Genomic DNA, 23,792 nt, shown 5'->3' with positions numbered 1-23,792 from the left:
CGATTCCTGGTACGGCTCAGGTTGACTTTGGAACAGCACCTTTTAAGTATATGTCCGAGGTGATTGACCTTCCATATCTAGTTATGTCTTTTCCGAATTGTAATGGTTTTTATTTTCAAATATTTCCTTCGGAAAATACAGAGTGTTTACTAGAGGGGTTACAACGGATGTTTCATCATATGGGTGGGGTCCCCCAAACTATTCGTTTTGATAATTTTTCACCAGCCGTGAAGAAAATCTTTTCTAAAGGAGAACGTGAACTAACCGATACGTTTGAGAGATTTGTTTTACATTATGGCTTTCAATATGAATTTTGTAACCCTGGAAAGGGCAATGAAAAAGGGCATGTCGAAGCCATGATTAAATATGTGAGAAATAACTTTCTCTTACCAGAGAATACGATTGTAGATCTCGACCATTTTAACGAAACATTATGGGCCTTAGCCGAAGAAGACCGTGAGCGTCTACATTATGATAAACAGGTTTTTCAATCTAAATTATATGAAGAAGATCAAGCCAACTGGCTAATGTTGCCTGAAAAGAAATTTGAATGTGCTCGTTATCAAGAAGTAAAAGCAGACAAGTATGGCATCGTAACTATAGACAAAAAACAATATTCTACTACTCCTAGATTTGCAAAGCAAAAAGTAAGAGTATCCATTACTTATAATGAAGTTACTATTTTGAATGAAGATAACGATGTCATTGTCAAACACGATCGACTATATGGTGTGAAACGGAAATCAATGATCTGGCAACCATATTTAGATTTATTATCTAAACGACCGAGAGCTATCAAATATTCGAGTCTTTATAACCAATTTCCATTTGTATGGTCTGATTATTTAAGGAATTGTACGGAGGAAGAACAGAAGAGTACCTTACGCTTACTAGGAAGTCTTCTGAAGAATAATGACTTTTCATTGTTGAATGAAGCTTTAACGATGGCCTCTTCACATGGACATCCAAGTGCTGATCAAATTAAGCATTGTTTTTATTCTCTTCTTCATCAAGACAATACTTATGATACGATCGAGCCTAATATTTCAGTACCGCAAATGCCAGCAGCAACAAGAGGGTTATCCCATTATGATTCTCTTCTTCAAGAAAGGGGTGAATCATAATGAAGGACAAGATCGAAGCCTATGCGAAACGCTTAAAGTTAAGTTGGATACGAGAACATTTTCATGAAGTAGAAGCAGAAAATCACCAGGAGTATCTCTTAAAGTTATTCGAACAAGAAGTGCAGAATAGAGAAGAGAGAAAAATCAATTTATTATTAAATCAGGCACAACTGCCAAAGACCGGAAATCAGCCATTTCAATGGGAACATATCCAAATCCCTCAAGGGATTAGTCGGGAAGAGATACTTGAAGGGCATTTTATCCATCAAAAGGAAAATCTCATTCTATATGGTGGTGTTGGAACAGGAAAGACCTATTTGGCAACATTACTTAGCTTGAATGCCATACATAGCTTTGGCAGTAAAGTGAAGTTCTTTACGGTGGCATCTCTAGCGAATAAGTTAATTGAGGCGAACCAAAAAGGTTCCCTCCCTAAACTAATGAAACAAATAGAAAAATTGGACCTACTTGTCTTGGATGAATTAGGTTATATTCCTCTTCATAAAGAGGGTGCAGAATTGGTATTTCAAGTGATCTCCATGTGTTACGAAACCAAAAGCTTAGTTATAACGACAAACCTTCAATTTGGTCAATGGAACCATGTTTTTGGAGATCCAATATTAACGGAGGCAGTCATAGATCGCCTCATTCATCACTCACATTTACTTGTATTTAATGGTGAAAGCTTTCGTTACAAAGAGTCTTTACTTCAGCAATAATCAGGGATGGCAAGTGGCATACATTTTTAAATGCCATTTCATACATTTTTTACTTGCCAAATACAAATAGCACACAGACAGATAATCTCTGCCTCTGTGTGCATTTCTTTTTTGGAGAAGTAATGTTCCCAAGAAGGTCAGGGCATACAATCTATTCTTATAGAAGGGAGAATTTACTAATGACAAAAAGACAAAGGTTATTGCTATGTGTTCTTAGGGCTGCTCATGTTGTATTACTTACTTTAATCCTTGGGATTATGTTTTTAGTATTTGTAAAAGTATTTCTTTAAGCGTAAGGACATAACTGATTCAAATAAGGGAGGATAGATCCTCTCTTCATTATTTTGATAATTTAACTGTTGGACAAGAAAGTTTGTTCGTAGTTTGTTACGTATAAAAAGGTTGTTGTGATACAATAGATTCGTGGATATTCCATATTAAGGAAGGGTAACCCTTCAACAACAACGGAATAGTCCCACCATGAATACCAAGCACGTTACTCTGTCTTTGGATAGAGATTAGACTAACCCCAATCAGTTCAAACCACAACCGTTAACGTGAAACACATTTCAATCATGTCACCAACCCAAACAGCATTATATTTTGTGGATAACGAATCTAAAAGGGGGATATATATGGCTACTACAGTAAATGGTGCATTTAATGAGTTCATGGGTAAAAATGTGAATTTAGATCCCAATAAGACAAAAAGAGCAAGAAAAAGTCGTGATAATTTAATTGATAATATTCATGGGTTAAATTCTGATAGTAATTTTTTTAACTTATACAGTGATATTGACATTTCATTTGGTTCTTTTGCTAGGAGAACAAAGATAAGACCTCTAAACGATATCGATAATATGATAGGAATAAATGCTGATGGTAGTTCTTATTATGAAAATCTAAATGAAGTTAAAATATACGTGCATGATAGTAATTCTCCTCAATATAATTGTTGCAATAACAATAGTAATGTCCTCAATTCGACGAAGGTTATAAATAAGTTTATTACTGGACTTAAAAATATTAATGATTATAAGCATGCTGAAACTCATAAAAATGAAGCCGCTGCAACTTTACAACTAAAATCATATGAATGGAATTTTGATATAGTCCCTTGCTTTATGACCAAAACTGATTCGTACGATAGAAGTTACTATTTAATCCCAGATGGTAAAGGCAATTGGCAGAAGACTGATCCACGAAAAGACAGAGTACGAGTAACCTCGTTAAATCAAAAACACAGTGGAAAATTACTAGATACCATAAGGCTAGTTAAATATTGGAATGTGAGACCTACGATGCCATCGGTTCCTTCATATGCGTTAGAATGTTTATTATTAGAATATTATGATATCCGTGATGAAACTAGCGATTATATTGATCTAAGATTTAAGGATCTATTATTGTTTATTAGCAATAATATTTGGAACCCGATATATGATCCTAAGGAAATACAGGGAGATTTAAATACGCTTACTTATGATGAAAAATTAAAAATATCTAATAGAGCCAACAATGATTATGATAAGGCATGTGAAGCAGTGAAAGAAGAAACTGAAAACAAAGATCATGAGAAATCAATAAAAAAATGGGGTGAAATCTTAGGAAGTGAGTTCCCTAAATATGGTTAATTGAATTATATATGGCTAGAGATAAACAGGCTGGTTTCATTTAGTAGAACAGTTCGTGAAAATAAACTAAGTAGATACAGAAAGGAGTAGAAGAAAATTACTAAACAGATTATGAATAATATTAATAAAAAACAAAATACTAGTGAATTACTTTTATACCTATTTGCACAAAGAAAACTGTATTCTAGATCAAAAGGCATATTGTCGATATTCTTTTGTGTTAGTTTATTCTTCTACATTTTAGGTGCAATCAGTTTTATTCAAAACAATATTTATTTTAAGTTATTCTACGTGTTATGGCTAATGTCATTTATTATTTTATCTATAAGAGAAAGTAATAAATTAAATAATGCTGCCAATATTCAAGAAATAGTTGATAGAACATTATTTGGTTTCGATTTATTTTCACCTAAAATAAAAACGACAGAATTACATAAATTAGCCATTCAATTAAAAAATAAGTACACCAATGAATATGAATTTGAAGTAACACATAATGGAGAGGATGGGGGGGTGAAAGACTGGTATTCAAATGTTGAAGGTGTTCCCCGTAATAGAGCAATTATATTGTGTCAGATTGAAAACTGTGAATGGGAATTAAATCTACGAAGAGAATTTCAACGAATTAATATACTGTTGTTTGCTTTATTAATAATAATATATTTGATTATATATAGAACTACGAGCATAGTTGTTCTTATAAGTAGTCTTTACCCTCTTTTAACTTTACTAATCGATAGACTTGGTTACATTTATAAAAATTATAAAAATATTAAAGAAGGCGAAGATATTAATAAAAGTTTAATTGAAATATACGAAAACATACATTTGTATAATAACGATAATATTATTAATAAGGCAAAAGAAATTCAATCATGTATTTATGAACGAAGGTGCAAGTTTGCACCCATTCCAAATAAATTTTATAATCTCCGAAGAAAGTACTTTCAAAAACATTCAAACGAATTTATTTCTGATTTGAAAGAAAAACTAAGAGAAGAGACAGGTTGAAGTAATTTTATTGCTTCAGCGTTAAGTTTCAACCTATAAAAGGTGATAAATTGATTTGTAAGTGTGAGGAATACTTTAAGTTATTCGAGTAGGAGAATACCTAAATGATATAAAAGATAAGATAAATTACCAGCGTGTATTTGACGTGCTTAGGAAGCCAAATTTCAAAGTACAAAGTTTATGAACCAATTTTCTATCTTTATAATTATAATTTATACGAAGAGTGTTGGACTTTCTCCTTTCCCCAGCACTCTTATTTTTTGGTCTAATAGGGAAGTAAAAAGATTGCATAGAAATAAAACAAAAAAATAGGAAAACAAAGATATGTAACGATGTATATTTTTAAAGGACAGAGAAATATTTAAAACTACTAAAATTAGTTCTATATTCAAATTTGTAACTGATAAATAAACAATAAAAGGTGTTTAGGTTTTTATATGTTAAAATTATAAGCAAATAATAAGTAAGATCAGGAGGATTATAAGATGGCTACAAATTCCTTTGAAAAATTAAAATTTCATCTGAAAGAAATGTTTCACTATAATGAAAATGATTTAGATTTTGGTGTATTTAAATTGTTGAAATTAAAACAAAAAGAGATAGATAGATTTATAGAAAGTGATGAAGAAGATAGTTTAAGGAAAACTATAGAAAAAACTTTAAGTGAAATCACTAATGATCAAATGGCTTCTCAACAGTTTATTGTGGAGAATTTTGTAAATGAAAAAGGTGGGCCTGACGAACAGGATTTAATAAAAGATGTTCCTTCAAATTATCAAAGGATTGTACAATTTGTTAATTATAAAAACCCCGAAAATAAAAAAGAGATTTTGGAAGCACTTGAAACATTAAAAAACAGCAATAGTTCTAGAATCGAAAGTGAGTTAGAAGATAAAATTTATAATTACATACTTAACTTTTTTGAGAACTACTATAATAATGGGGATTTTGGTTATAATAGCAAAATTGTTTCAGATTATAAAATACAATATGATTCAGATTATGATGGTTCGGATAAGTTATTTCATTGGAAAAACAAAGGAAATATTTATATTAAGACAGCAGAAGGGTTTAACAATGTAAAATTTAATATTGATAATAAAGTAATAGAATATCGATTTGAGTCAAGTTCAGAAGGAGAAGAATTTACTCATAACAATAATAAGTCAGGTCAAGTAAAACATTATGAGTTTCAACGCATTGAGAAAATAGATGATGTATATAGAGTAATTTTTAATTTATCCAAAAAATCCACGCCAAAAGATAATATATATAAGGCAATTTTAAATGAAGTATTTAATTACGAGGAAGACTGTGATGTCTATTTATATAAAAATGATAAAAAGAAGTCATTAATATTTAATAACCTTGAGGGTAATTATAATAAAATTCAAAATGGTCAATTAAAGGGTATATCTAAGTTATATATAAAAAAGGACAAGTACCTTAGTGAATTAGTTAAACATGATAAATTTAAAACTTTGGGAAGTAATAATGAAAAAAGAAAAGAGGCACTTAAAGATGACCAGTTGATGAATTTAGTATACAAATTGGATGAAAACCTTAATAAATTCTATGTTGGCAATGACTCAGATTATTTTATACATCAGGATTTAAAAGGGTTTTTAACTAAAGAAAAAGAGAAGTATATTAAAAACATCATATTCTCTGATTTAGACCATATATTTCACGCTAATCAAGATAATACAACTGTAATAATTGGCAAGGCATTTAATAATGTAGTTGATCAAATTATCGATTTCCTTGATGCCATTGAATCTTTTCAAAAAAATCTTTTTAAGATGAAGAAAAAAATATTAAGTACAAACTTCTTAATTTCATTAGACAAGGTTCCTAATGAAATTTATGGAGAAATTCTTAAAGAAGAAAGTATAATTAAAGAATTTAAACAAGAATATAACACACCTATTAAAAACATAAGTGATTTAGAATCAAACAATCAATTAGTCCTTGACACTAAACTGATAGAAAATGAAAATTTAAGAAGAAAAGTTATATCTAGCATTAATAAAATTGACGAAAATACTAACGCTTTACTAATAAATAGTGAAAATTTCCAAGGTCTAAATGTTTTAAAGGATAAATTTTATCAGCAAATTAAATGTATATATATTGTTATACATAGTCTATTAAAACGCTGTCCTTTGAGTATTCATAGAATGATATTGATTGGTTAAGGGGAATATTTATAGGAGAGTATTTTAGGTCTTTTAAGATGTTGGAGGAGGATAACAGAGTGCTTTTGCATTTATCACTATTGCTCTATAAGTATTTAGTGAAATTATACATAAAAAGAATTCGAATATAACGACAATATCATAATGTTTATTCCATAAATAAAATTATAATAGACATAAATGAGAGAGTGATTCTTGTAAACAAGGAGAAATTAAGTGAACGTGATATATGTACTGAATTTATTACGCATGCCATTCATGTAGCTTTGGAATAAAGTTTGATAAAAACGAGCATTAAGTAAATGATTGAAAGGAGTTTCTTAAATAAACAGTTTAGTGTAAACCGAATTTATAGAAATATTTGAAATCATACATTTGGATTGTGAAGTAATTCATTAAAACTAACGGGCAGAATAATTGAAGAAAGGAAATCTGCCAAGTTTGAAACTTTTATTATTTCCAATATTTTTTTAAATGAATACCTTGTATTATATAGTAATGTAGATATAATAGATAATATAGTAGGTGGTGATAAACATTGGAAATAAACAAAGAAGTGTTAAAAGGTCATATTGATACGTTAATCCTATCTCTTTTGCATAGCAGAGACATGTATGGCTATGAGTTAGCAAAATACGTTCGCGATAAAAGTGATAATCAATTTGAGATAAAGGAAGGCACGCTTTATCTATCCTTAAAGAGATTAGAAAAGAATAAATGGATTGAATCGTATTGGGGTGATGAACAAGGACCAGGAGGAAGAAGAAAATATTATAAACTTACTAAACTAGGTGAGGAAGGTTTTGAAATAAAGCGTTCGGAATGGCAATTTGTTAAAAAAATTATCGATTCATTTTTGGAAGGGGGAGAAAATCATGAAGAAAATTAACCAATATATAGATAGTGTTTATCGTGACTTTGATGGAAGTGAGGGAGAAATAAAAGATTTAAAAGAAGAAATGCGGTCTCACTTGTTAGAAATTGTTGAAGAACTAAAAGTAGAAGGTAAATCGGAAAAAGAAGCTGTTAAAATGGCAATCGATAGATTTGGGGATCAAACGCAACTCTCCAATGGATTAATGGAGTTCTTTAAAAGTCAAAGGCTTTTTGCGAAGAAATTATTGCGTTTTTCTATCGGTGTATTTATTATCGGGATTATTGCTCTTTCATGGGCTGCAATAACAACGCCCGATGCAAGTAAGGAACGTAAAGAACTTTCGGAAAGTGTTGCCAAACACATCAATGAGGATTCCGAATTATCGGCAAAAGAAAAAGTTCAGATACAAAATCAAATTAGCTCATTTAATGGTGAATCAGAGATCATACACCTTTCAGTTTATTATTCTGAAGAAGGAATGGAAGAAGTTTTTCCAGTGAACGTACAAGACGCTGAATATACTTATTTAGGAATGGAACCTGCAAATTCTGAAGATGTAATTACTAGAGGTTATAAACTGAACGATAAATGGTTCGTCCAAATGCAGCAAAATGAACAGAAAAGCTTTTGGATATACTTAATTCCTTTTGCTTTATTCATTGTGTTTGGAGTACTCATTATTGTTTGGCTATTGCTTAATTCTTATATTAAAAAGTACATAAAGGAGGTTTTATAGATGATTAAAAAAATTATAATTGCCTTATTATCAACGATTTTATTTAGTTTCTTAATGGCTTATTTGAACCATGTTCCCGTTTCTGAGCGAGAACCAAATGTCTATTACAGTCCTTTATGGTCAACAGCGATGATTTTTGCCATGTATTCTCTTCCTGTTTATTTGATAGGTGGGATTTCAAGTTCATATTTAATCGATAAACTAGTAGGGCAAAAAACTTTTGATTCTAAATGGAAACGATATTTAACAGAATTTATTATATATGGAATCTTTGGAGTTGTAGTAGCCTTTATCTTTTTAATGGTTCTTACTATTTCAGAAGGTGAAGCATATTTAATAACCAATAGCTTGCTCAATTTTATGACTTTGGGACTATTAGCATCTTTAATTTTCTACCATGTTTCACTTATCTTTGGTAAAAAACGTAATAGCACTAACGAGTTGAGATGAATAGTTAATGATTTTTTTATTGGGCTATTTTTAATGAGTACAAAAGCAATGCACATTATAAAACAAGTACCTGAAATGAGGCGGAAAATTATAAAACTCAAATACTATAATATACTATAAGACAAATGGATACGACTAAAGGGTGCGATTCTTGAATAAGCCAATTAAGATTACCCTTTTAAAAAGTAATTGGAAGAAATGTTGAATTATCGATGTTATAATTATTTTAGGTGGTGTTTTAATGAGTACAAAAACAATACACATTATAAATATTTTGTTGGGAATTATCAGTATTGGCTTTAGTCTGTTTTTCACGTGGGGAATATTAGCTTTTTCATCTGGAGAACTTGAAGGTGTTTATGTGTTCCCGATTTCTGTAATGGTGGTTTGGTTAATAACCTATCTCTTACAAATAAAACTTAAAACTGTAAAAAGTTTTGTTATTTTATTGTTTATTGAATTAATATTATTCTACCTTTTTCTAACACATTAAAGTAAGTGTATATTTAATCCATAACCAATTTGCAAAGCTCCTATGGTATTTCTTGGGCTTTTATTTGGTTAGGTTTATTAGAAAAAATTGCTTTTGTTGAATTAAGTTATGCAAATAGCTAAAAAAATAATACATTGAAAAACGCTCAGATATGAATGATATCTGAGCGTTTTATACACAATTTATGCTGTGACTTTTTTGGTTTTTAAGCGTTTGGAATTTGGCAAAAGTAAGGATCTACACATGTGATTTCACCTGTGAAGGGGTCTTCTTGTCCCCAACATTCTTGATTGTAATAACCGCAGCAATCTCTTGCCTGTACACACAAAAGACTTTGAATTGTTATATTTTGTTCCGATTCATTAAACTTTTTACTCATTTTAGCTCAACTCCTTTATTAATAAGTTGCTTGCGGACAATCGTTTTGTGCCATTTTATAATCTATTGCTAAAGCAAGGCGATCAGCACCTGCATCATCTGTTGTTTGTGCACAATCAATTAACTGTTGGTCACATTCGCAGTCATCTGCTCCAAAAGTGTAGTAACATGCATCATGTTGGGCACAACATTCATCTAGTTCATTAACGGGTGGTCCACCACCATCATCTCCACGAACACCGCAATTTTCTCCACAGTGTTCATAATATACTGTAGGCATAATATTTAATGCATATTTTTCAAAAGCACAACATTCTCCACCGCCATCTTCCAAACAAGGAACATCTATTGCTTGTGTGGAGATAACATCATCGGAAATATTTGATTCATACATTTCATGTAAGAAAGGCAGCTCTTCACCTTGATACGGGAAGTCATTAGAATAAATCAATTTACCATTAACATATTTCATTTTTTGTTTGAACATTTGATTACAGCCATTGAATTGACCCAGTTATGCCATCTTTTTGATCCACCTCTGCCATAAAACTGATCCATTAAGGACATAACTGACCCACCCTCCTATATAATAAAGAGGCACATTGGTGCAATCTTATTATATAGGAGGTTTTTGTGTGGTAAAGTATCGAGAAATTCTAAGACTTCACGCGCAGGAAGTCACACAAAGGGGGATAGCAGCAAGCTGTGGACACTCCCGGAACACCGTTAGGGAAGTGATTCGGAGGGCGGGGGAGAAAGGTGTCGAGTGGCCCTTTGAGAAGGACTTGACCGATGTAGATCTTCAAATGCTTTTATTTCCTGAGAAACAATCCCCTTCCGACCATCGCAGGAGGCCTGATGGAGATTATATTCACAAAGAGCTGGCTAAGTCAGGGGTAACACTCTCTCTATTATGGGACGAGTATTCTTTAAAATGCAGGGCGAGTAACGAAGTTCCGTACAGCTATCGCCAGTTCTGTAGATTTTACAATGATTATGCAAGGAAGACTAAGGCAACAATGCGGATTAAGAGAAAACCTGGAGAACAAATGGAAGTAGACTGGGCAGGACAAACAATGCACCTTACAAATAATTTAACAGGAGAAGAAATCCCTGTTTATATCTTTGTCTCTGCGTTGCCATGTAGTCAGTATGCGTACGTGGAAGGTTTTTTGTCCATGAATGTGGAGAGTTGGATTACAGCCCATATTCATGCTTTTGAATTTTATGGGGGAGTAACGAGAATCGTTACACCAGATAATTTAAAGACTGGGGTAACCAAGTCGTCTAAAACTGACCCAGTTATCAATCTTAGTTATCAGGAAATGGCGGAACATTATCACACAACGATTATTCCGGCACGGGTGCGGCACCCCAAAGACAAGGCAAGTGTAGAAGGGAATGTTGGGCATATATCAACATGGATTATCGCCTCTCTCCGGAATGAAAAGTTCTTTTCTCTTTCCGAGCTAAACAACGCAATTAAAGACAAGCTGAAAGAAGTGAACACTAAGCCATTCCAGAAAAAAAGTGGAAGTAGGCAGGAAGCATTCTTAGAAGAAGAAAAGTTTGCCTTATTACCCCTGCCTAATTCGCCATATGAGATAGCAGGTTGGACAACAACGATTGTTCCATACAACTATCACATTGATATAGATAACAATTATTATTCTGTTCCCTATGATTATATCAAATGTACCGTAGACATTCGAGTGACTAGAAATATAATCGAGATATTTTATAAAAATATAAGGATAGCATCGCATAAGAGGATTATTGGTCAAAAAGGAGAGAATAGTTCCTTGCCTGACCATATGCCCAGAGATCATAGAAAGTACGTAGAGTTTGATAGAGAGTCCATTCTTAAGTGGGGAGAGACCGCTGGTCCAGCCACTTTATTGACAGTTGAAAGGATTCTGGAATCTTACTCAAATGAAAAGCAAGGCTTAAAATCCACATACGGCCTGATGAAACTTGCCGACAAATACTCCATTGAGCGAATCGAAACAGCTTGTGAAAGAGTTATGTCTTATACACCAAGGCCTAAGCTGAAGAGCATACAAACAATCTTAAAAACAGGACAAGACAAATTGCCAGTAGAAAATAAAACCAAACGAACCAGCACACAAAACAGCAGCAACAATTATGGATTCACCCGTGGTGCGGAATACTATGGAGGAAATAATAATGACAACAGATAATACATTAACGAAGTTAAATGAGATGAGAATGAATGCGATGGCGGAAACATTCAGAGAGCAACTAAGGAACCCTGAATATCAGGAATTATCTTTTGAAGATAGGTTTGGTTTACTCGTGGATATTGAATGGTCCCGAAGACAAAATAGCAAGCTTGACCGTCTAATTAAGTCGGCTGAATTACGTGATACACAGGCTTGCATTGAGAATATAGAATATCATCCTGACCGAAAACTGGATAAAACTCAGATTCTAAGACTGGCAACGGGAAATTACATTGAAGAGCATCACAACATTATTTTAATGGGAGCTTCAGGTAATGGAAAAACATATTTAGCATGCGCTTTCGGGATAGCTGCATGCCGGCAATTCTATAAAGTGAAGTATATTAGATTACCGGATTTATTAGATGAATTGACGATCGCTAGAGGTGAAGGTACTTACAGAAAGGTAATGAAAAAATACAAGAAAGTTAATTTACTTATTTTAGATGAATGGCTATTAACTCCGTTAAATGAAACGGAGTCCCGAGATCTTCTTGAAATAGTAGAAGCACGCCATCAAGAAGCCTCCACCATTTTCTGTTCGCAGTTCGACCCACGGGGATGGCATGAGAAGATTGGCGAAGATACACTCGCAGATGCCATTCTCGACCGGATTGTACATGACTCTTATAATATATTTATTGATGGGAAGATGTCCATGAGACAGCGCAACGGATTACATCAATAATTCATTTACTCACGCCACTATCAGATTTGATAGTGGCTCACTTATGGCACGAGTGGATCAATTTCTTGTCCGAAGTGGGTCAAAAAGATGGCAAAGGTGGATCTAACCTCTGTCTTTCTTCACATTCTTCCATTTTTGTTCTTTACAAGGTTGACAAAGATAATTAAGTTGGAGTCTTGAGTGTTAGAATTTATAATCTCGGCGAGTTCTACTTGGAATCGCTCATTGTACTTTATAAGGAGACCTTTGCCTTTAGCATCCAATTGTTGAAAATTGATTACATCTTTATTCATATCTTTTTCAGAGATGTTAAATACCTTAACACCCCTTTCTTCTAAAGATTTGTTTGCATCAAATTCGACATAATTTTTAGATGCTTCTAGAATATTATCCAATGTTTCTCCCATTTTGTTCTTCAGTTCAAAATTCAGTTCTTGAGCTTCTGCACTATTCAACCTTTTACCTGCTGTAAACATAAGACATCTCCTTTCTTTTTTTAAATAATTTCTAAAGAAGCAAATCAGTTAACATTTGAATATTAAATCCTCGGATATGTTCATATCCAGAATCAGTTTTAATGATTGAAAAAGGCGTTCCCCGACCACCTAGATTAAAAAATTCAGAACGGTATTGTTCATTCTCTTTAATGTTTTTTTCGTTGAACTCTATACCATTGTTTTTCATCCAGTTAATTTGCTTGTGACAAAAACCACAATTCGGATTAGTATAGACAGTCACATCTCCGCTGATTTTGAACACCTCCTATCTGCTATCTTGTTATATAAAGTGATTCTTTAACGATGTCTATCAACCATTTAATATAAATTTCCAACTTTTATACTTAGGTAAAAATGAATGGTTATATTTTTCACTTATGAAATCATTTATTGCATTTACCTGACACGTAGATTGTATAGCTAGTTCTTGAAAAAAGGATCGTTCTTCCTCTGTACAAGTTTCATCTATACAACTTGCATAAAAGAGTTGGCAACAACGAGCTTCTATAAAACATTTATACAACTTTTCCTGGGTTTCCATATTCCCACCTTCCTTTTGTAATAAGTAATTTAATAAATAATAGGAAAACTATTTAACTCAATTGAACTAATCCGTTGCCTTCTAACGTACTACGGAATCCCAACGGCCTAGCATGCCTTGATAAATAGTCAAAAACTTTACCAGGTATTTTAGATTGATCACAGGCATTAAAAGCGTTATATAATAGCGCTACAGCCCCAGTAACATGTGGTGCCGCCATTGAGGTTCCCGTTAATCTAGCATAAGTACTAATTGGGAATGTTGATAAAATATTGCTACCTGGTGCTACGAAGTCAACCTCTATATTTGAATTAGAGAAAGGGCCAATAGCTAAATTTGGATCAACAGCTCCAACTTGAATGACTTCTTTATATGCCGCAGGATATAAAATTTCATCAGTTGTCGCTCTGTTATCACCATAGTTACCTGCCGCAGCAACCGTAATGATTCCTTTCCTTAATGCTTTTAAAATAGCAGAATATAAATTTGGATCATCTTCCGGACCTCCAAGAGAAATATTCATAGCTGATACTTTCTCACCCATGGGACCACGCCAGTTAGTAGCATACTCTATTGCGTTAATTAAGTTCTCATAAGAACCAACACCATTTTTATCAACAACCTTTAATATTAAGAGATTCACGTTTGGAGCAACTCCAACAACTCCTGTTTCATTATCAATAGCCCCAATAGTACCAGCAACATGTGTCCCATGACCTGCATAGTCATAATAGTTACTAGTGTCTCCCTGATCGTCATTCGTGAAATTGTAGCCACCAATTATATTGCCTCTTAAATCTGGATGGTCTACTTGGCAGCCTGAATCAATAACAGCAACAACATTTCCAGCCCCTCCGTTTGTTTCTCCCCATACTTGTGGTGCGTCGATCGTTTTCACTCCATATGGGATTTTTTCGGGTTCTTTTACAATCTCATCAAACTCCGTGGGTAATAAAAATATTTTTTTCATTTGAAATACCTCCTTATGAATTACCGTTACTAAACAAAGTGAAATAGAAACTATTTTTATCAACCACTTCGCGGCATTCTGACAAAAATTTCGAAAAAATGTTGTTATAGTTGATAAAAACCCTATTTATTTCACTTTAGAATATAGGAGGGATAGTTTGTGAAAACTGAGAATAGTTCTAGTAGAACGGTAAGGAACTCCTATGACGAGGTATATAGTGAACTCGGTGAGCAAATCCAAAAGGTTTTAGAAGAACCAATAATGAAAGCGTTTTTAGAGGAACCAGACAATGTAAAGCTTCTTAACAACGTTATCGAATTTCCGACAGAGTTAAATTGTAATGAACTTGATGAGGCGTTTAGGTACTATTACCAAAAAGCAAGGATGATGAAATATTTAATCACTTTAATTCGTATCTACTCTATTGACTATGATAAAAAGCACCGAAAATTAAGCGAACGCTTTCCATTGATTGTTGACAAGCCATTGGGTGATGAAGAAGAAGGCGAGACTCTCGGAAGCCTATTAGCTGTGGAACATCCCAATTTCGAGGAAATGTACGTAAATCACAATGCACATGATTTAGGAGATTACGTTACATCAACAATGCTATACTATGCGATAGACGTATTAACGGAAAAACAAAGATCAGTGATTAAATTATTTTATGTGGATAACCTTTTGTAAACGATAAACTAGACTCAACAGTTTTCCACAAATAAGAATCAACAGAATTTCACAAGTCAGATTAAACAGTTATTCCAAATTTCCCCCTTCTTTCAATATACTAGAGTTAGTTTATTGAAAGTGGGGATCCAGGAGTGGAGAAATACATGTCTTATGTTGAAATTCATCGTTTATACTCGGAGGGCTTTTCAAAGAGTAAGATTGCGAAGAAGTTAGGGATATCCAGAAATAGGGTGATAGATTATTTGAGAATGAATCCTGATGAATTTGAGGAATTTGTAAATTCGCTAAGGGTTAGAGGGAAAAAGTTAGATCCTTACCAAGCACATATAATAGCATGGCTGCAAGAACACCCTGATTTAACAGCAGCTCAAATTCATGACTGGCTAGAAGAGAAATTAGAAGTGAAAGGTGTGAGTGAGAATACAGTAAGGAATTATGTGAATGAATTACGTGATAAGTATTACATTCCCAAAGTGAAGACTCAGCGAATTTACAGTGCAGTCCCGGAATTACCGATGGGACTTCAAGCCCAGGTTGATTTCGGCCAGACGGTTGTGGAAGGCAGCCAGAAGGTTAAGCATCGCTTATATTTCATCGCTTTCATATTATCGCATTCGAGATACAAATATGTAGAATGGCTGGACCGACCATTTCGAACAACCGATGTCATTCATATGCATGAAAATGCATTCCAATATTTTGGGGGAATACCACAAGAAATGGTCTACGACCAAGATGCCCTTTTGGCAGTAAACGAAAATGCCGGTGATCTAATTATGACGGCAGAATTCACGAAATACCACCAGGCCAGGCAATTCCGCATTTACTTATGTAAGAAAAGTGATCCGGAATCGAAAGGAAAAGTCGAACAAGTTGTCAAATTCGTCAAAAACAACTTCAGCAACCATCGTACCTTTCATAATATTGATGACTGGAATGCTTCCTGTCTCGCCTGGCTAACACGCACAGGGAACTATAAAGTCCATCACAATATAAAAAAGAGACCCGTCGAGGTGCACGCCCTGGAAAAGCCGCACTTACGTCAGATCTCAAATACCTATTATCTTTTCGATAATATTCATAAGCCAAGTATAACAAGAACTGTTGATAAGAACAATATCATTCGATATGGTGGCAACCGCTATAGTGTCCCGAAAGGTACCTACCGGTCCGGTTCTGAGAATAAAGTATACGTCATAGAAAAAGAGGGGTGCCTGTATATACGATTTAAAGAAGCTGGGAAAATTATAGCTCAACATGAAATATCCCCTAAGAAAGGAAAAATAATAACGGATCCAGAACACCGTAATAAGAATACGGGAAAAAGAGACTTATTAATTCATGAGATTGAAGATTATTTTCCTGACAAGACATCTATTAAATGGTTTATTGGTGTGTTAAAGGATCGTTATCCGCGGCACTTAGTAGATCAGCTTAAAGTAATTCAGCATTCCATAAAAAGCTATCCAAAAGAGGCCGAGGAAGCAATTGAGAAGATTAAGCAAATGAATATGACAAGCGCGAATGACTATCGAGATGTGATCAAGTCCTTAGCCATTGAGAAAGAAAAACGGCTGCGGTCTTCTCCGCAAAACGTGCAACCAAATGAAAAATACAAATCCATAGTTGCACCGGAACGATCAACAGATGTTTATCTTGAAGTTTTATCAGGAGGGAAGTGAAAATGGAACAGGTTTATGACCACTTACAGGAAAAGTGCCGAACCCTCCGTCTCGCCGAGACGGCAAAGAAACTGCCGGAAATATTGAGAAACGCCGAGGCTAAAAATTGGACGTACCACGAGTTGATTCATGAAGTATTAAGTTATGAAATCAGGTGCAGAGAGCAAAAGAACATGGAAAAGATGATGAAATGGGCAGATTTCCCGGAGCATCTTACCTTTGAAATGTATGATTTAAAGGAGCAAAATGCGATTGGAGAAAAGCAACTTCACGTTTTACAGGAACTTCATTGGATAGATGAGCATTTCACTTTAATCATGATGGGGCCAACTGGCGCGGGCAAGACACACTTGTCCGTAGCTCTAGGTATACATGCCGTAGAACGTGGATACCAGGTATCCTTTACCTCAATGAGCCAGTTAATGTACATACTGAAGACAAAAGACTATATCAGTAAATCCAAGACAAAATATAAACGCATTGTCTCTTCTGATCTCGTCATTATTGATGATGTGATGTATATGACCTATGATGCCGAAGAAGCTCATTTATTTTTCCAGTTTGTATATGATTTATATGATAAAGCAGCTTTTATTCTAACTTCTAACAAAGGACCTGGTGAGTGGGGAAAATTTCTTGGTGATCCCACTCTCACCACCGCCATTCTCGACAGATTATTGCACCGTAGTGAGGTCCTAACGTTTGATGAGGAGGCAGATAGCATACGGATGAAGTATCGCAAGGCTATTTTTGATGCATCACCTGTTGAGTCTTAATTGTGAAAACCTGTTTAAAGTTATTTGTGAAAAATTGTTTATTTCTACTTGACGGTTACACCTTTCTAACAAGGAAATTGCTGACCTCTTTGATGAATCCCCTCAAAACATATCGAAAGTTCACCAACAAGCATTAAATAAACTTCGTGGGAATCTAGGTTTAGAAGCTGAAAATAGTGGGAAAAGAGAAACATAAAATAATAGAAAGGGTGATAGAATGTCTTCCGCGTGCCGAGTGCAATCTTCTGGGGATCGGCTGGAAAATGAAAAAGTTGAACAAGTAATTGAGGAATTAACCCCAAGAATAAAAAGTAGCATTAGAAACACGGCATTTCAAGAACGCGAAGATTTAGAACAGGAGATTATAATAAAAATTATTGAAAAAATTAGGCTATTTGAACGTAATGATAGCCCCGGTTTTTGGGAGTTTGTCCAAGCAATTTAATACGGGAAAGTAGGAGCAGTTGTTTAGTGAGAAATAGAGTCTTTTACAATAACAATAAAATAGGTACAGGATAAAAAAACCGTGTGAGGAAAATAAACTTCACTCGGTTTTTTTTGTTTATTGGTTATAAGCCTTATCCTTTACCAACAGGGTAATACATATTTACATGACTTCTATCTAATGCGATTGCAACATTATAACTTGGTGTCGCAAACGAACCAATCGTAGATGGGTATAAGTTAATAATGAGAAAGGAAAAACCTCTTCTTCACATGGAGTTAATTGGTTAATTGTTAAAGATTTTTTTCCGTTATATCAAAAGACCTTCAACATACTGCCATTATATAAATGGTGTATATTGAAGATCTTTTAATCATGGAGCTTATTAAAGTAACTGCCCTTTAGTTGAATAGTTTATCCTGAACAATCTGGGCAATTACCCAGTTGTACCCATTTGGGCCATCATTAAGAGAAATGCGAAAAATACCCCACTCCCAAATGAGATGATAATTGCCATAACTGCAAGTGCATTTTTTTCCGTATCTTTAAAAATAGCTATAAACCCAAAAACCAAAGATAGAATTATGGACAACGAAATAAGAAAAAAACCGAGATAAGGATGAATTCTTATTAGGGCATACATCATTGCAAATAAAAATGGTATTGGAAATATACTTAATAATAAAGACCAGTAACTTAACCAAGAGAATTCTCTCATTTTAGTCACCCCTGAAATATTTTTATTATCGGACCGTATTGTTTAAAAGTAGCCAATGAAATTTGCTACAACTCTTTCATTAGCCATATCCAAGACTATATTGTTAAACTTTTTATTTTATAAAATACGCACAATCACTTTCAACAGCGCAAAAGTTAAAAAAAGAATAAAAATAGTGAAATATTTGCTACTGTTAAGACTGAAGCAATAACAGTTGATACTTGCAATGCTAATTTAGATATGAAACTCCAAAACCCCATTATTAAAGAAGCTATCCCTAATACAAAGATTTGATAATACATAAACTTTAACAATGATTGATTATCAGAACCAAACCCAATAAAGAAAAATTCGATAAGTGTTAGTGTTACCAGCATACTTAATATCAAGAAAGTATAGCTTTTCCATAATTTCTTAGTCATTTAACATCCTCCTAAATTCAACAGTTCATATTTATCCATAATTCTTGAAGTTCCTTCGAAATTCTTGCCCTCTAGTTGTGGAAAAATCTAATTACATCGTTACTCTAACATAGAATGACATCATCTTTTTTTCAATTTTCCACAAATTTGCGTCTTAAACATAGCTGCTACCACTTTAGTAAAGTAGTGAATGTTTACCCTATTTTGGTTAAGGTTTTGGATAAATGGTAAATTCAAAAAAGCCAATTACAAAAACACAAACTAACATAAATAGAAACAAACCTAAAGCCCACCAAGTAAATGTTTTTTTGTAGTTAAACCTTGTAAAACTCACTAAAGCTAAAACAACACCAATTGTTGGTGTAAATTGGAAAAAGAAATTTGAAAGCCCATCTAAACCGCCGAGCGTAATCAAATAGACATTCATGTAGGCTAATGACAATAGTGCACATATAAAGGAAAATATCCCTAACCTTGTTTCTCTTAGCTTAGGTTTTTTTCTTTTTTCTTCTAATCGTTTTACCAATTCCATAAGCGCACCTCCCCAATATGAATGGTCCGAATCGATTCACTATTCCTTAATTTTAAAATCTCTTTTGTAGGACCAGTGATTACACCACCATAAGACTTAAGCCCATGATCTTCAATGTATTCTATACGATGGTCAAGGTCTAACCATTTGGCATGTGCAATATCCACAGCTTGTTGTTCATATTTTTCGAGAAAGCGGAGACTTTCCATAAACTGTTGATCATTTGGCTTTCTATTGTGGTATGGTGACCATCCATCTGGATCAGGTTGAGCAGGATACCCGATAGGTGTTAAATATCCACCTTCTAAACTTTTACCTGATGCTTCCAGACCTGTATCAATAGCATACCAACGCCATTCCACATCAAGACCTTCCGTAACCCCAATCATATCCTCTGGCTTTTTTAACTCGTTTAATGATACATATACTTCAGCAACTGTACCTTCAGGAAGCTTCTCTAGGGAATCCCACGCATCAGGATCTTTGTTAGTTATTTCAGCTTTTGGGTGATAAAGCTTTTTTGTATCGTAATAAGGGATTTCCATTGGTGCATTTTCAGAAATGTAGTTTCTTTTTATTAATTCTGCTTTATCCATTTCGTAAGTAACTTTCCAGTCGCCTAGTTTGATGTCCTCTTTACCTACTCTTTTGTATAAATCCATATTGACATCTAACGTAAATAACCCAACATTCTCCTTAATTTGCATTTCTTCTAAGCTTACATTTGGTTCTGTGACATAGACCGTTTCAATCGCCACATAAATGAGGTCTTCTGCCTTGCCACCCCAGCCATAGTATATATAACTAGCCATCGTCATAATAGGATAAATCAGTAAAATAATCATGATTACATACGCTACGGATGAAAACCTAGCATTGCGAATACTGTTTTTTAAAATTTTATTTACTTTCTCAGGTGGAAGATCTTCATCTTGAACGTCTTTTTCAGAGCCAAGCTCTTCTGATATTAATTCTTGATAGGCATCTAACTTTTCCAAATCCCTTTCAATTTCTTCTGCTTCTTCATCCGAGAGGTGCCCACCATAATACTTTTGTAACTTTTGTTTCCATTCCTCGCTCATTCCTCAACACTCCCTTTCTTGTAGAGCTGCCTAAGTTTACCTCTCCCACGGAAAATATGGGTTTTTAATGTGTTTTCTTTTATAGAAAGGATTGAAGCTGCTTCTTTATAGGAAAACCCTTCTAAATCACACATGACAATTGCCTTTTTCTGCATTGGCTTTAATTGATCTAATTTGTTATATAACTCTTCCTTCTCAACATTTTTTTGAAATACCTCTTCGACTGAATCACCAGATGAATATCCAGTAAAGTATTCTGGTTCTTCGTAACTTACCTTTTTACTTCGCCTCGTATAGTCAATAAAGGTATGGTAAGCGATTTTAATGAGCCAAGACTTTAACGCTTTTGGTGGGCTTTTATCTAACGCTTGATAGGCTTTCATAAACGTATCTTGGGTTAAATCTTCTGCTAAACTTCTATCCTTGCAAAGAGAGAGAGTATATCTATACACATCATGGATATAAAGTTTATACAGTTGTTGGATATCCAATCATTCTCCCCCTTTCATATATACAACGGTTTTAGGTCATTAAAAGTTGCAGTCTTTATCACAAATGTAGAATTCCAGTTTTGTTGATAATTTTTGGGTACCCGGTGTTTCTAAATATCATTATTTTTTTCTTTCATTCAATGTATTATCACAGCTGTTCTAATACTTATTTTTATTAAAAATTTGATAACTAACCTCTATCTTCTTTATTTTTTATTAGTATTAAACAAAAAGAATACATGTAGATGAATATTATTTTCCAATGCTGAAAATATAAAAAATATTTTGATATTGACGAAAGAAGTTGTTTAAGTATTCAGAAGTTTGCTAGTAAGATTAAATAGGGATAGTTGTTCTCTTATGTACATTTGTAATATCTGGAATAACTTATACATATATAATTTTGATTCACTATAAAAGGCCGAACCGTGGTTACGTTCAGCCTTTTCATATCGATATTAACGCCATATATTAAATAGCATGTCAATATTAGTTTTTAAGGTGGTACTCGGATTCGAACCGAGGATAAAGGTTTTGCAGACCTCTGCCTTAACCACTTGGCTACACCACCACAATAAAAAATATTCGGTGAATTTTTTACTCCAAAATAGTGTGTCTTTTTAACGCCTACATAAAAGGATTATGAGGAGATATAAGAACTCCCCACTACTACTACTAGATGTTCATAGGTCTGAACTTATATGATGTAAGGACATGAACCTACTGCTAATGCTAACGCTGAAATCTTCGGAGCTATATCCGGTTCCATTAGAATTAACTTTGCGATTATAGTTTCATTGGTATACTTCTTTTTGGCATTATCTATCGTATTTGGTTTGGTTGCTATATGTAAAAACACAGAATAAAATATAATCACCATCATAGGACTTTAATTTTACAATTGTTTTTCGTTTCGGAAGGAAAATAGAACAATACTATCTATTGGTAGCGGATTGGTAATAGGTTTTCTCTTAATGATGTCTCAAATGGCTTAATTTAACCTGTATTAACTAATCTTTGAAAGGCCAGAAAGCGAAGAGAGCTTTCTGACCTAAGTAATTATATCAAATCTAAACTAAACTGTTTTTATTAAAAATAACATCCATCAAGTGTGGCCTGAACTCTGATTCCGAGACCCATTGTTGTATCACCTGGGCAAGAGTTACGTCCATAGCAATCGAGCAGGTTTGCATGGCAAGGACAAGGATCCGAATTTTCAATTAGACAAGTATCATGGAAGTAGCAACAAACATCGCATGCGTTTACAGCACCACCACCGCCGGCATCATGACCAACACCACAATACTTACCACAATAGTTGTATTGAACTCCTCCGAATAAGCAACAAGGCTCTACACCAAATGGAGGGTCCTCAAAAACGCAAGCCCCCGCAGCGGTATCGTTATCTAGTGGTTCTATATTTCCCTCAAAACGTTTTGCGTCTTCAAATTCTGCAATCTCGTTTGGTTTCCCATAACCTCCTTCTAGAAGGTCTCGAACAGTTAGCTCATTGTTGACATATTTTTTATGATTATACAAATCACTTTTACGATCATATTCCCAAATCTTTTCTGTAAATTCAACAGTATTGTTATTATGGTCCTTTGCTTCTGCTACTAGCAACTGTAATTCTTCATTAACATAGTAATACGCTGTTACTAACTTGAAGTATAACTCTCCATCTACAACCAGTTCGGTAACAGCAACCGTTGGTGATACCGAACTGCTTTCACCAATCCTGTCCTTCACTAGATCACTTTGCTTCAGATCACCTGCAATATTCTTTGCTTGTTGCAGAGTCATGAATCTGCTTTTAGACTTATCCATTAATGTTCCTCCTTATAAGCTTTAATTTATTAAAGTTAAACGTTTGAATCGACTTCCTTGACAACTTGAAAAACTCAGCCTTGATGAAAAATCAACCGTAATCAATTGTACTTTATTTCTACCTCCTTTCTGCTTTCTTATATTGTAAAGTGAATTCGTTTTCCTGCTTGTCAACCACTTGGATAAATTTTTTTCATTTGAAGACACCTCCTTATGGATCGTGTTACTAATAACAGTGAAATAGATACTACTTTTATCAACCACTTCACGACATTCTGACAAAAATTTCAAAAAATCTTAATATAGTTGATAAAAGCGATATTCATTTCACTTTAAAATATAGGAGGGATTGTTTTGAAAACTAAAAAAGAAGCTAGTAGAACAGTAAGGAACTCCTATGACCATGTAAATAGTGATATTAGTCGGCAGATCCACAAAGTCTTAGATGAACCAGTAATGAAGGCTTTTTTAGATGAACCAACCAATATAGAACTTCTTAATAATGCTATCGAATTTCCAACAGATCTAAATTGTAATAAACTTGACGAGGTATTTTAGCAATATTATC

General features: G+C 33.9%; 27 protein-coding genes and 1 tRNA gene. 16 read left to right on the top strand and 12 right to left on the bottom strand.

Features of this window, described 5'->3' with window-relative positions:
• The 9 genes from ABD006_RS17805 to ABD006_RS17765 form a co-directional block, all read left to right on the top strand.
• On the top strand, positions 1–1,124 hold a 1,124-nt coding region (locus ABD006_RS17805; RefSeq protein ID WP_343844090.1), incomplete at its 5' end, for a Mu transposase domain-containing protein.
• Entirely contained in the window at positions 1,124–1,843 is a 720-nt protein-coding gene (gene istB, locus ABD006_RS17800; RefSeq protein ID WP_343844088.1) for an IS21-like element helper ATPase IstB, read from the top strand. The genes ABD006_RS17805 and istB (ABD006_RS17800), both read left to right, overlap by 1 nt.
• 635 nt (positions 1,844–2,478) lie before the next feature.
• Positions 2,479–3,477 (top strand): SMODS domain-containing nucleotidyltransferase, encoded by a 999-nt coding sequence (locus tag ABD006_RS17795; RefSeq protein ID WP_343844086.1) that lies wholly within the window; start codon positions 2,479–2,481, stop codon positions 3,475–3,477.
• A 111-nt stretch (positions 3,478–3,588) separates the two neighbouring features.
• Positions 3,589–4,488 carry an S-4TM family putative pore-forming effector gene (locus ABD006_RS17790; RefSeq protein ID WP_343844084.1) on the top strand — a complete coding sequence of 300 codons (900 nt, stop codon included), beginning with the start codon at positions 3,589–3,591 and terminating at the stop codon, positions 4,486–4,488.
• 485 nt (positions 4,489–4,973) lie between these two features.
• On the top strand, positions 4,974–6,686 hold the full coding sequence (locus ABD006_RS17785; protein WP_343844082.1) for a hypothetical protein: 1,713 nt from the start codon (positions 4,974–4,976) through the stop codon (positions 6,684–6,686).
• 538 nt (positions 6,687–7,224) lie between these two features.
• A complete protein-coding gene (locus ABD006_RS17780; RefSeq protein WP_343844080.1) occupies positions 7,225–7,575 on the top strand; it encodes a PadR family transcriptional regulator in 351 nt (116 codons plus the stop codon).
• Positions 7,562–8,299 (top strand): permease prefix domain 1-containing protein, encoded by a 738-nt coding sequence (locus tag ABD006_RS17775; protein ID WP_343844078.1) that lies wholly within the window; start codon positions 7,562–7,564, stop codon positions 8,297–8,299. Before ABD006_RS17780 ends, ABD006_RS17775 begins: the two co-directional genes overlap by 14 nt.
• Complete coding sequence (locus ABD006_RS17770; RefSeq protein ID WP_343844076.1) at positions 8,300–8,749, top strand: hypothetical protein; 450 nt, start codon at positions 8,300–8,302, stop codon at positions 8,747–8,749.
• A 241-nt stretch (positions 8,750–8,990) separates the two neighbouring features.
• Positions 8,991–9,242 (top strand): hypothetical protein, encoded by a 252-nt coding sequence (locus tag ABD006_RS17765; protein WP_343844074.1) that lies wholly within the window; start codon positions 8,991–8,993, stop codon positions 9,240–9,242.
• A gap of 205 nt (positions 9,243–9,447) precedes the next feature.
• Here ABD006_RS17765 and ABD006_RS17760 read toward each other — a convergent pair whose 3' ends face one another.
• Together ABD006_RS17760 and ABD006_RS17755 are read right to left on the bottom strand one after the other, a co-directional pair.
• A complete protein-coding gene (locus ABD006_RS17760) occupies positions 9,448–9,621 on the bottom strand; it encodes a hypothetical protein (RefSeq protein ID WP_343844072.1) in 174 nt (57 codons plus the stop codon).
• A gap of 18 nt (positions 9,622–9,639) precedes the next feature.
• On the bottom strand, positions 9,640–10,107 hold the full coding sequence (locus tag ABD006_RS17755; protein ID WP_343844070.1) for a phospholipase A2 family protein: 468 nt from the start codon (positions 10,105–10,107) through the stop codon (positions 9,640–9,642).
• A 148-nt stretch (positions 10,108–10,255) separates the two neighbouring features.
• On the opposite strand from ABD006_RS17755, the gene istA (ABD006_RS17750) reads away from it, so the two are divergent.
• Both istA (ABD006_RS17750) and istB (ABD006_RS17745) read left to right on the top strand, forming a co-directional pair.
• The gene (gene istA, locus ABD006_RS17750; protein ID WP_343844068.1) at positions 10,256–11,821 is read left to right on the top strand and encodes an IS21 family transposase; all 1,566 of its coding nucleotides are present in this window, start codon (positions 10,256–10,258) and stop codon (positions 11,819–11,821) included.
• Positions 11,808–12,551, top strand: coding sequence for an IS21-like element helper ATPase IstB (istB, locus tag ABD006_RS17745; RefSeq protein WP_343844066.1), 744 nt, complete (start codon positions 11,808–11,810; stop codon positions 12,549–12,551). Before istA (ABD006_RS17750) ends, istB (ABD006_RS17745) begins: the two co-directional genes overlap by 14 nt.
• Positions 12,552–12,670: 119 nt before the next feature.
• On the opposite strand, the gene ABD006_RS17740 is transcribed toward istB (ABD006_RS17745), so the two are convergent.
• The 3 genes from ABD006_RS17740 to ABD006_RS17730 all read right to left on the bottom strand — a co-directional run bounded on the left by ABD006_RS17740 (position 12,671) and on the right by ABD006_RS17730 (position 14,559).
• Positions 12,671–13,027, bottom strand: a complete 357-nt coding sequence (locus ABD006_RS17740) for a hypothetical protein (RefSeq protein ID WP_343844063.1) — start codon at positions 13,025–13,027, stop codon at positions 12,671–12,673.
• A 31-nt stretch (positions 13,028–13,058) separates the two neighbouring features.
• Positions 13,059–13,310, bottom strand: a complete 252-nt coding sequence (locus ABD006_RS17735; protein ID WP_343844060.1) for a glutaredoxin family protein — start codon at positions 13,308–13,310, stop codon at positions 13,059–13,061.
• 331 nt (positions 13,311–13,641) lie between these two features.
• A complete protein-coding gene (locus ABD006_RS17730) occupies positions 13,642–14,559 on the bottom strand; it encodes a S8 family peptidase (protein ID WP_343844056.1) in 918 nt (305 codons plus the stop codon).
• Positions 14,560–14,718: 159 nt separating this feature from the next.
• Here ABD006_RS17730 and ABD006_RS17725 point away from each other — a divergent pair, with 159 nt between their 5' ends.
• The 4 genes from ABD006_RS17725 to ABD006_RS17710 all read left to right on the top strand — a co-directional run bounded on the left by ABD006_RS17725 (position 14,719) and on the right by ABD006_RS17710 (position 18,152).
• Positions 14,719–15,246 carry a sigma-70 RNA polymerase sigma factor region 4 domain-containing protein gene (locus ABD006_RS17725; protein WP_343844053.1) on the top strand — a complete coding sequence of 176 codons (528 nt, stop codon included), beginning with the start codon at positions 14,719–14,721 and terminating at the stop codon, positions 15,244–15,246.
• A gap of 146 nt (positions 15,247–15,392) precedes the next feature.
• Positions 15,393–16,931 carry an IS21 family transposase gene (gene istA, locus ABD006_RS17720; RefSeq protein WP_343844050.1) on the top strand — a complete coding sequence of 513 codons (1,539 nt, stop codon included), beginning with the start codon at positions 15,393–15,395 and terminating at the stop codon, positions 16,929–16,931.
• Between the two features lie 2 nt (positions 16,932–16,933).
• Positions 16,934–17,707, top strand: a complete 774-nt coding sequence (gene istB, locus ABD006_RS17715) for an IS21-like element helper ATPase IstB (RefSeq protein ID WP_343844048.1) — start codon at positions 16,934–16,936, stop codon at positions 17,705–17,707.
• A 235-nt stretch (positions 17,708–17,942) separates the two neighbouring features.
• On the top strand, positions 17,943–18,152 hold the full coding sequence (locus tag ABD006_RS17710) for a hypothetical protein (RefSeq protein WP_343844045.1): 210 nt from the start codon (positions 17,943–17,945) through the stop codon (positions 18,150–18,152).
• 436 nt (positions 18,153–18,588) lie between these two features.
• Here ABD006_RS17710 and ABD006_RS17705 read toward each other — a convergent pair whose 3' ends face one another.
• From ABD006_RS17705 to ABD006_RS17675, 7 genes are all read right to left on the bottom strand, one after another.
• On the bottom strand, positions 18,589–18,870 hold the full coding sequence (locus ABD006_RS17705) for a hypothetical protein (RefSeq protein WP_343844042.1): 282 nt from the start codon (positions 18,868–18,870) through the stop codon (positions 18,589–18,591).
• A gap of 155 nt (positions 18,871–19,025) precedes the next feature.
• Positions 19,026–19,292: a hypothetical protein gene (locus ABD006_RS17700; protein WP_343844039.1), complete on the bottom strand. Its 267-nt coding sequence runs from the start codon at positions 19,290–19,292 to the stop codon at positions 19,026–19,028.
• 208 nt (positions 19,293–19,500) lie between these two features.
• Complete coding sequence (locus ABD006_RS17695) at positions 19,501–19,824, bottom strand: hypothetical protein (RefSeq protein WP_343844036.1); 324 nt, start codon at positions 19,822–19,824, stop codon at positions 19,501–19,503.
• Entirely contained in the window at positions 19,812–20,906 is a 1,095-nt protein-coding gene (locus ABD006_RS17690; protein ID WP_343844035.1) for an anti-sigma factor, read from the bottom strand. Before ABD006_RS17690 ends, ABD006_RS17695 begins: the two co-directional genes overlap by 13 nt.
• A complete protein-coding gene (locus ABD006_RS17685) occupies positions 20,903–21,397 on the bottom strand; it encodes a sigma-70 family RNA polymerase sigma factor (RefSeq protein WP_343844033.1) in 495 nt (164 codons plus the stop codon). The genes ABD006_RS17690 and ABD006_RS17685 overlap by 4 nt, the downstream gene beginning before the upstream one ends.
• 499 nt (positions 21,398–21,896) lie before the next feature.
• Positions 21,897–21,968: transfer RNA gene (locus ABD006_RS17680), tRNA-Cys, on the bottom strand.
• Positions 21,969–22,486: 518 nt separating this feature from the next.
• Positions 22,487–23,224, bottom strand: coding sequence for a hypothetical protein (locus tag ABD006_RS17675; protein WP_343844030.1), 738 nt, complete (start codon positions 23,222–23,224; stop codon positions 22,487–22,489).
• Between the two features lie 354 nt (positions 23,225–23,578).
• On the opposite strand from ABD006_RS17675, the gene ABD006_RS17670 reads away from it, so the two are divergent.
• On the top strand, positions 23,579–23,782 hold the full coding sequence (locus ABD006_RS17670) for a hypothetical protein (RefSeq protein ID WP_343844027.1): 204 nt from the start codon (positions 23,579–23,581) through the stop codon (positions 23,780–23,782).
• Positions 23,783–23,792 lie beyond the last annotated feature (10 nt).

This window comes from Salinibacillus aidingensis (assembly GCF_039522525.1).
Classification (GTDB): Bacteria; Bacillota; Bacilli; order Bacillales; family Alkalibacillaceae; genus Salinibacillus; species Salinibacillus aidingensis.
The sequence above is the reverse complement of the archived record's forward strand: the minus strand, read 5'-3'. Positions and strand labels throughout refer to the sequence as shown.

What these genes read in the sequence shown, in the direction of transcription:
- istB (WP_343844088.1), top strand. Translation starts at nt 1,124, where the DNA reads ATGAAGGACAAGATCGAAGCCTATGCGAAACGCTTAAAGTTAAGTTGG.
- ABD006_RS17795 (WP_343844086.1), top strand. Translation starts at nt 2,479, where the DNA reads ATGGCTACTACAGTAAATGGTGCATTTAATGAGTTCATGGGTAAAAAT.
- ABD006_RS17790 (WP_343844084.1), top strand. Translation starts at nt 3,589, where the DNA reads ATGAATAATATTAATAAAAAACAAAATACTAGTGAATTACTTTTATAC.
- ABD006_RS17785 (WP_343844082.1), top strand. Translation starts at nt 4,974, where the DNA reads ATGGCTACAAATTCCTTTGAAAAATTAAAATTTCATCTGAAAGAAATG.
- ABD006_RS17775 (WP_343844078.1), top strand. Translation starts at nt 7,562, where the DNA reads ATGAAGAAAATTAACCAATATATAGATAGTGTTTATCGTGACTTTGAT.
- ABD006_RS17770 (WP_343844076.1), top strand. Translation starts at nt 8,300, where the DNA reads ATGATTAAAAAAATTATAATTGCCTTATTATCAACGATTTTATTTAGT.
- ABD006_RS17765 (WP_343844074.1), top strand. Translation starts at nt 8,991, where the DNA reads ATGAGTACAAAAACAATACACATTATAAATATTTTGTTGGGAATTATC.
- ABD006_RS17760 (WP_343844072.1), bottom strand. Translation starts at nt 9,621, where the DNA reads ATGAGTAAAAAGTTTAATGAATCGGAACAAAATATAACAATTCAAAGT.
- ABD006_RS17755 (WP_343844070.1), bottom strand. Translation starts at nt 10,107, where the DNA reads ATGTTCAAACAAAAAATGAAATATGTTAATGGTAAATTGATTTATTCT.
- istB (WP_343844066.1), top strand. Translation starts at nt 11,808, where the DNA reads ATGACAACAGATAATACATTAACGAAGTTAAATGAGATGAGAATGAAT.
- ABD006_RS17740 (WP_343844063.1), bottom strand. Translation starts at nt 13,027, where the DNA reads ATGTTTACAGCAGGTAAAAGGTTGAATAGTGCAGAAGCTCAAGAACTG.
- ABD006_RS17730 (WP_343844056.1), bottom strand. Translation starts at nt 14,559, where the DNA reads ATGAAAAAAATATTTTTATTACCCACGGAGTTTGATGAGATTGTAAAA.
- istA (WP_343844050.1), top strand. Translation starts at nt 15,393, where the DNA reads ATGTCTTATGTTGAAATTCATCGTTTATACTCGGAGGGCTTTTCAAAG.
- istB (WP_343844048.1), top strand. Translation starts at nt 16,934, where the DNA reads ATGGAACAGGTTTATGACCACTTACAGGAAAAGTGCCGAACCCTCCGT.
- ABD006_RS17705 (WP_343844042.1), bottom strand. Translation starts at nt 18,870, where the DNA reads ATGAGAGAATTCTCTTGGTTAAGTTACTGGTCTTTATTATTAAGTATA.
- ABD006_RS17700 (WP_343844039.1), bottom strand. Translation starts at nt 19,292, where the DNA reads ATGACTAAGAAATTATGGAAAAGCTATACTTTCTTGATATTAAGTATG.
- ABD006_RS17695 (WP_343844036.1), bottom strand. Translation starts at nt 19,824, where the DNA reads ATGGAATTGGTAAAACGATTAGAAGAAAAAAGAAAAAAACCTAAGCTA.
- ABD006_RS17690 (WP_343844035.1), bottom strand. Translation starts at nt 20,906, where the DNA reads ATGAGCGAGGAATGGAAACAAAAGTTACAAAAGTATTATGGTGGGCAC.
- ABD006_RS17675 (WP_343844030.1), bottom strand. Translation starts at nt 23,224, where the DNA reads ATGGATAAGTCTAAAAGCAGATTCATGACTCTGCAACAAGCAAAGAAT.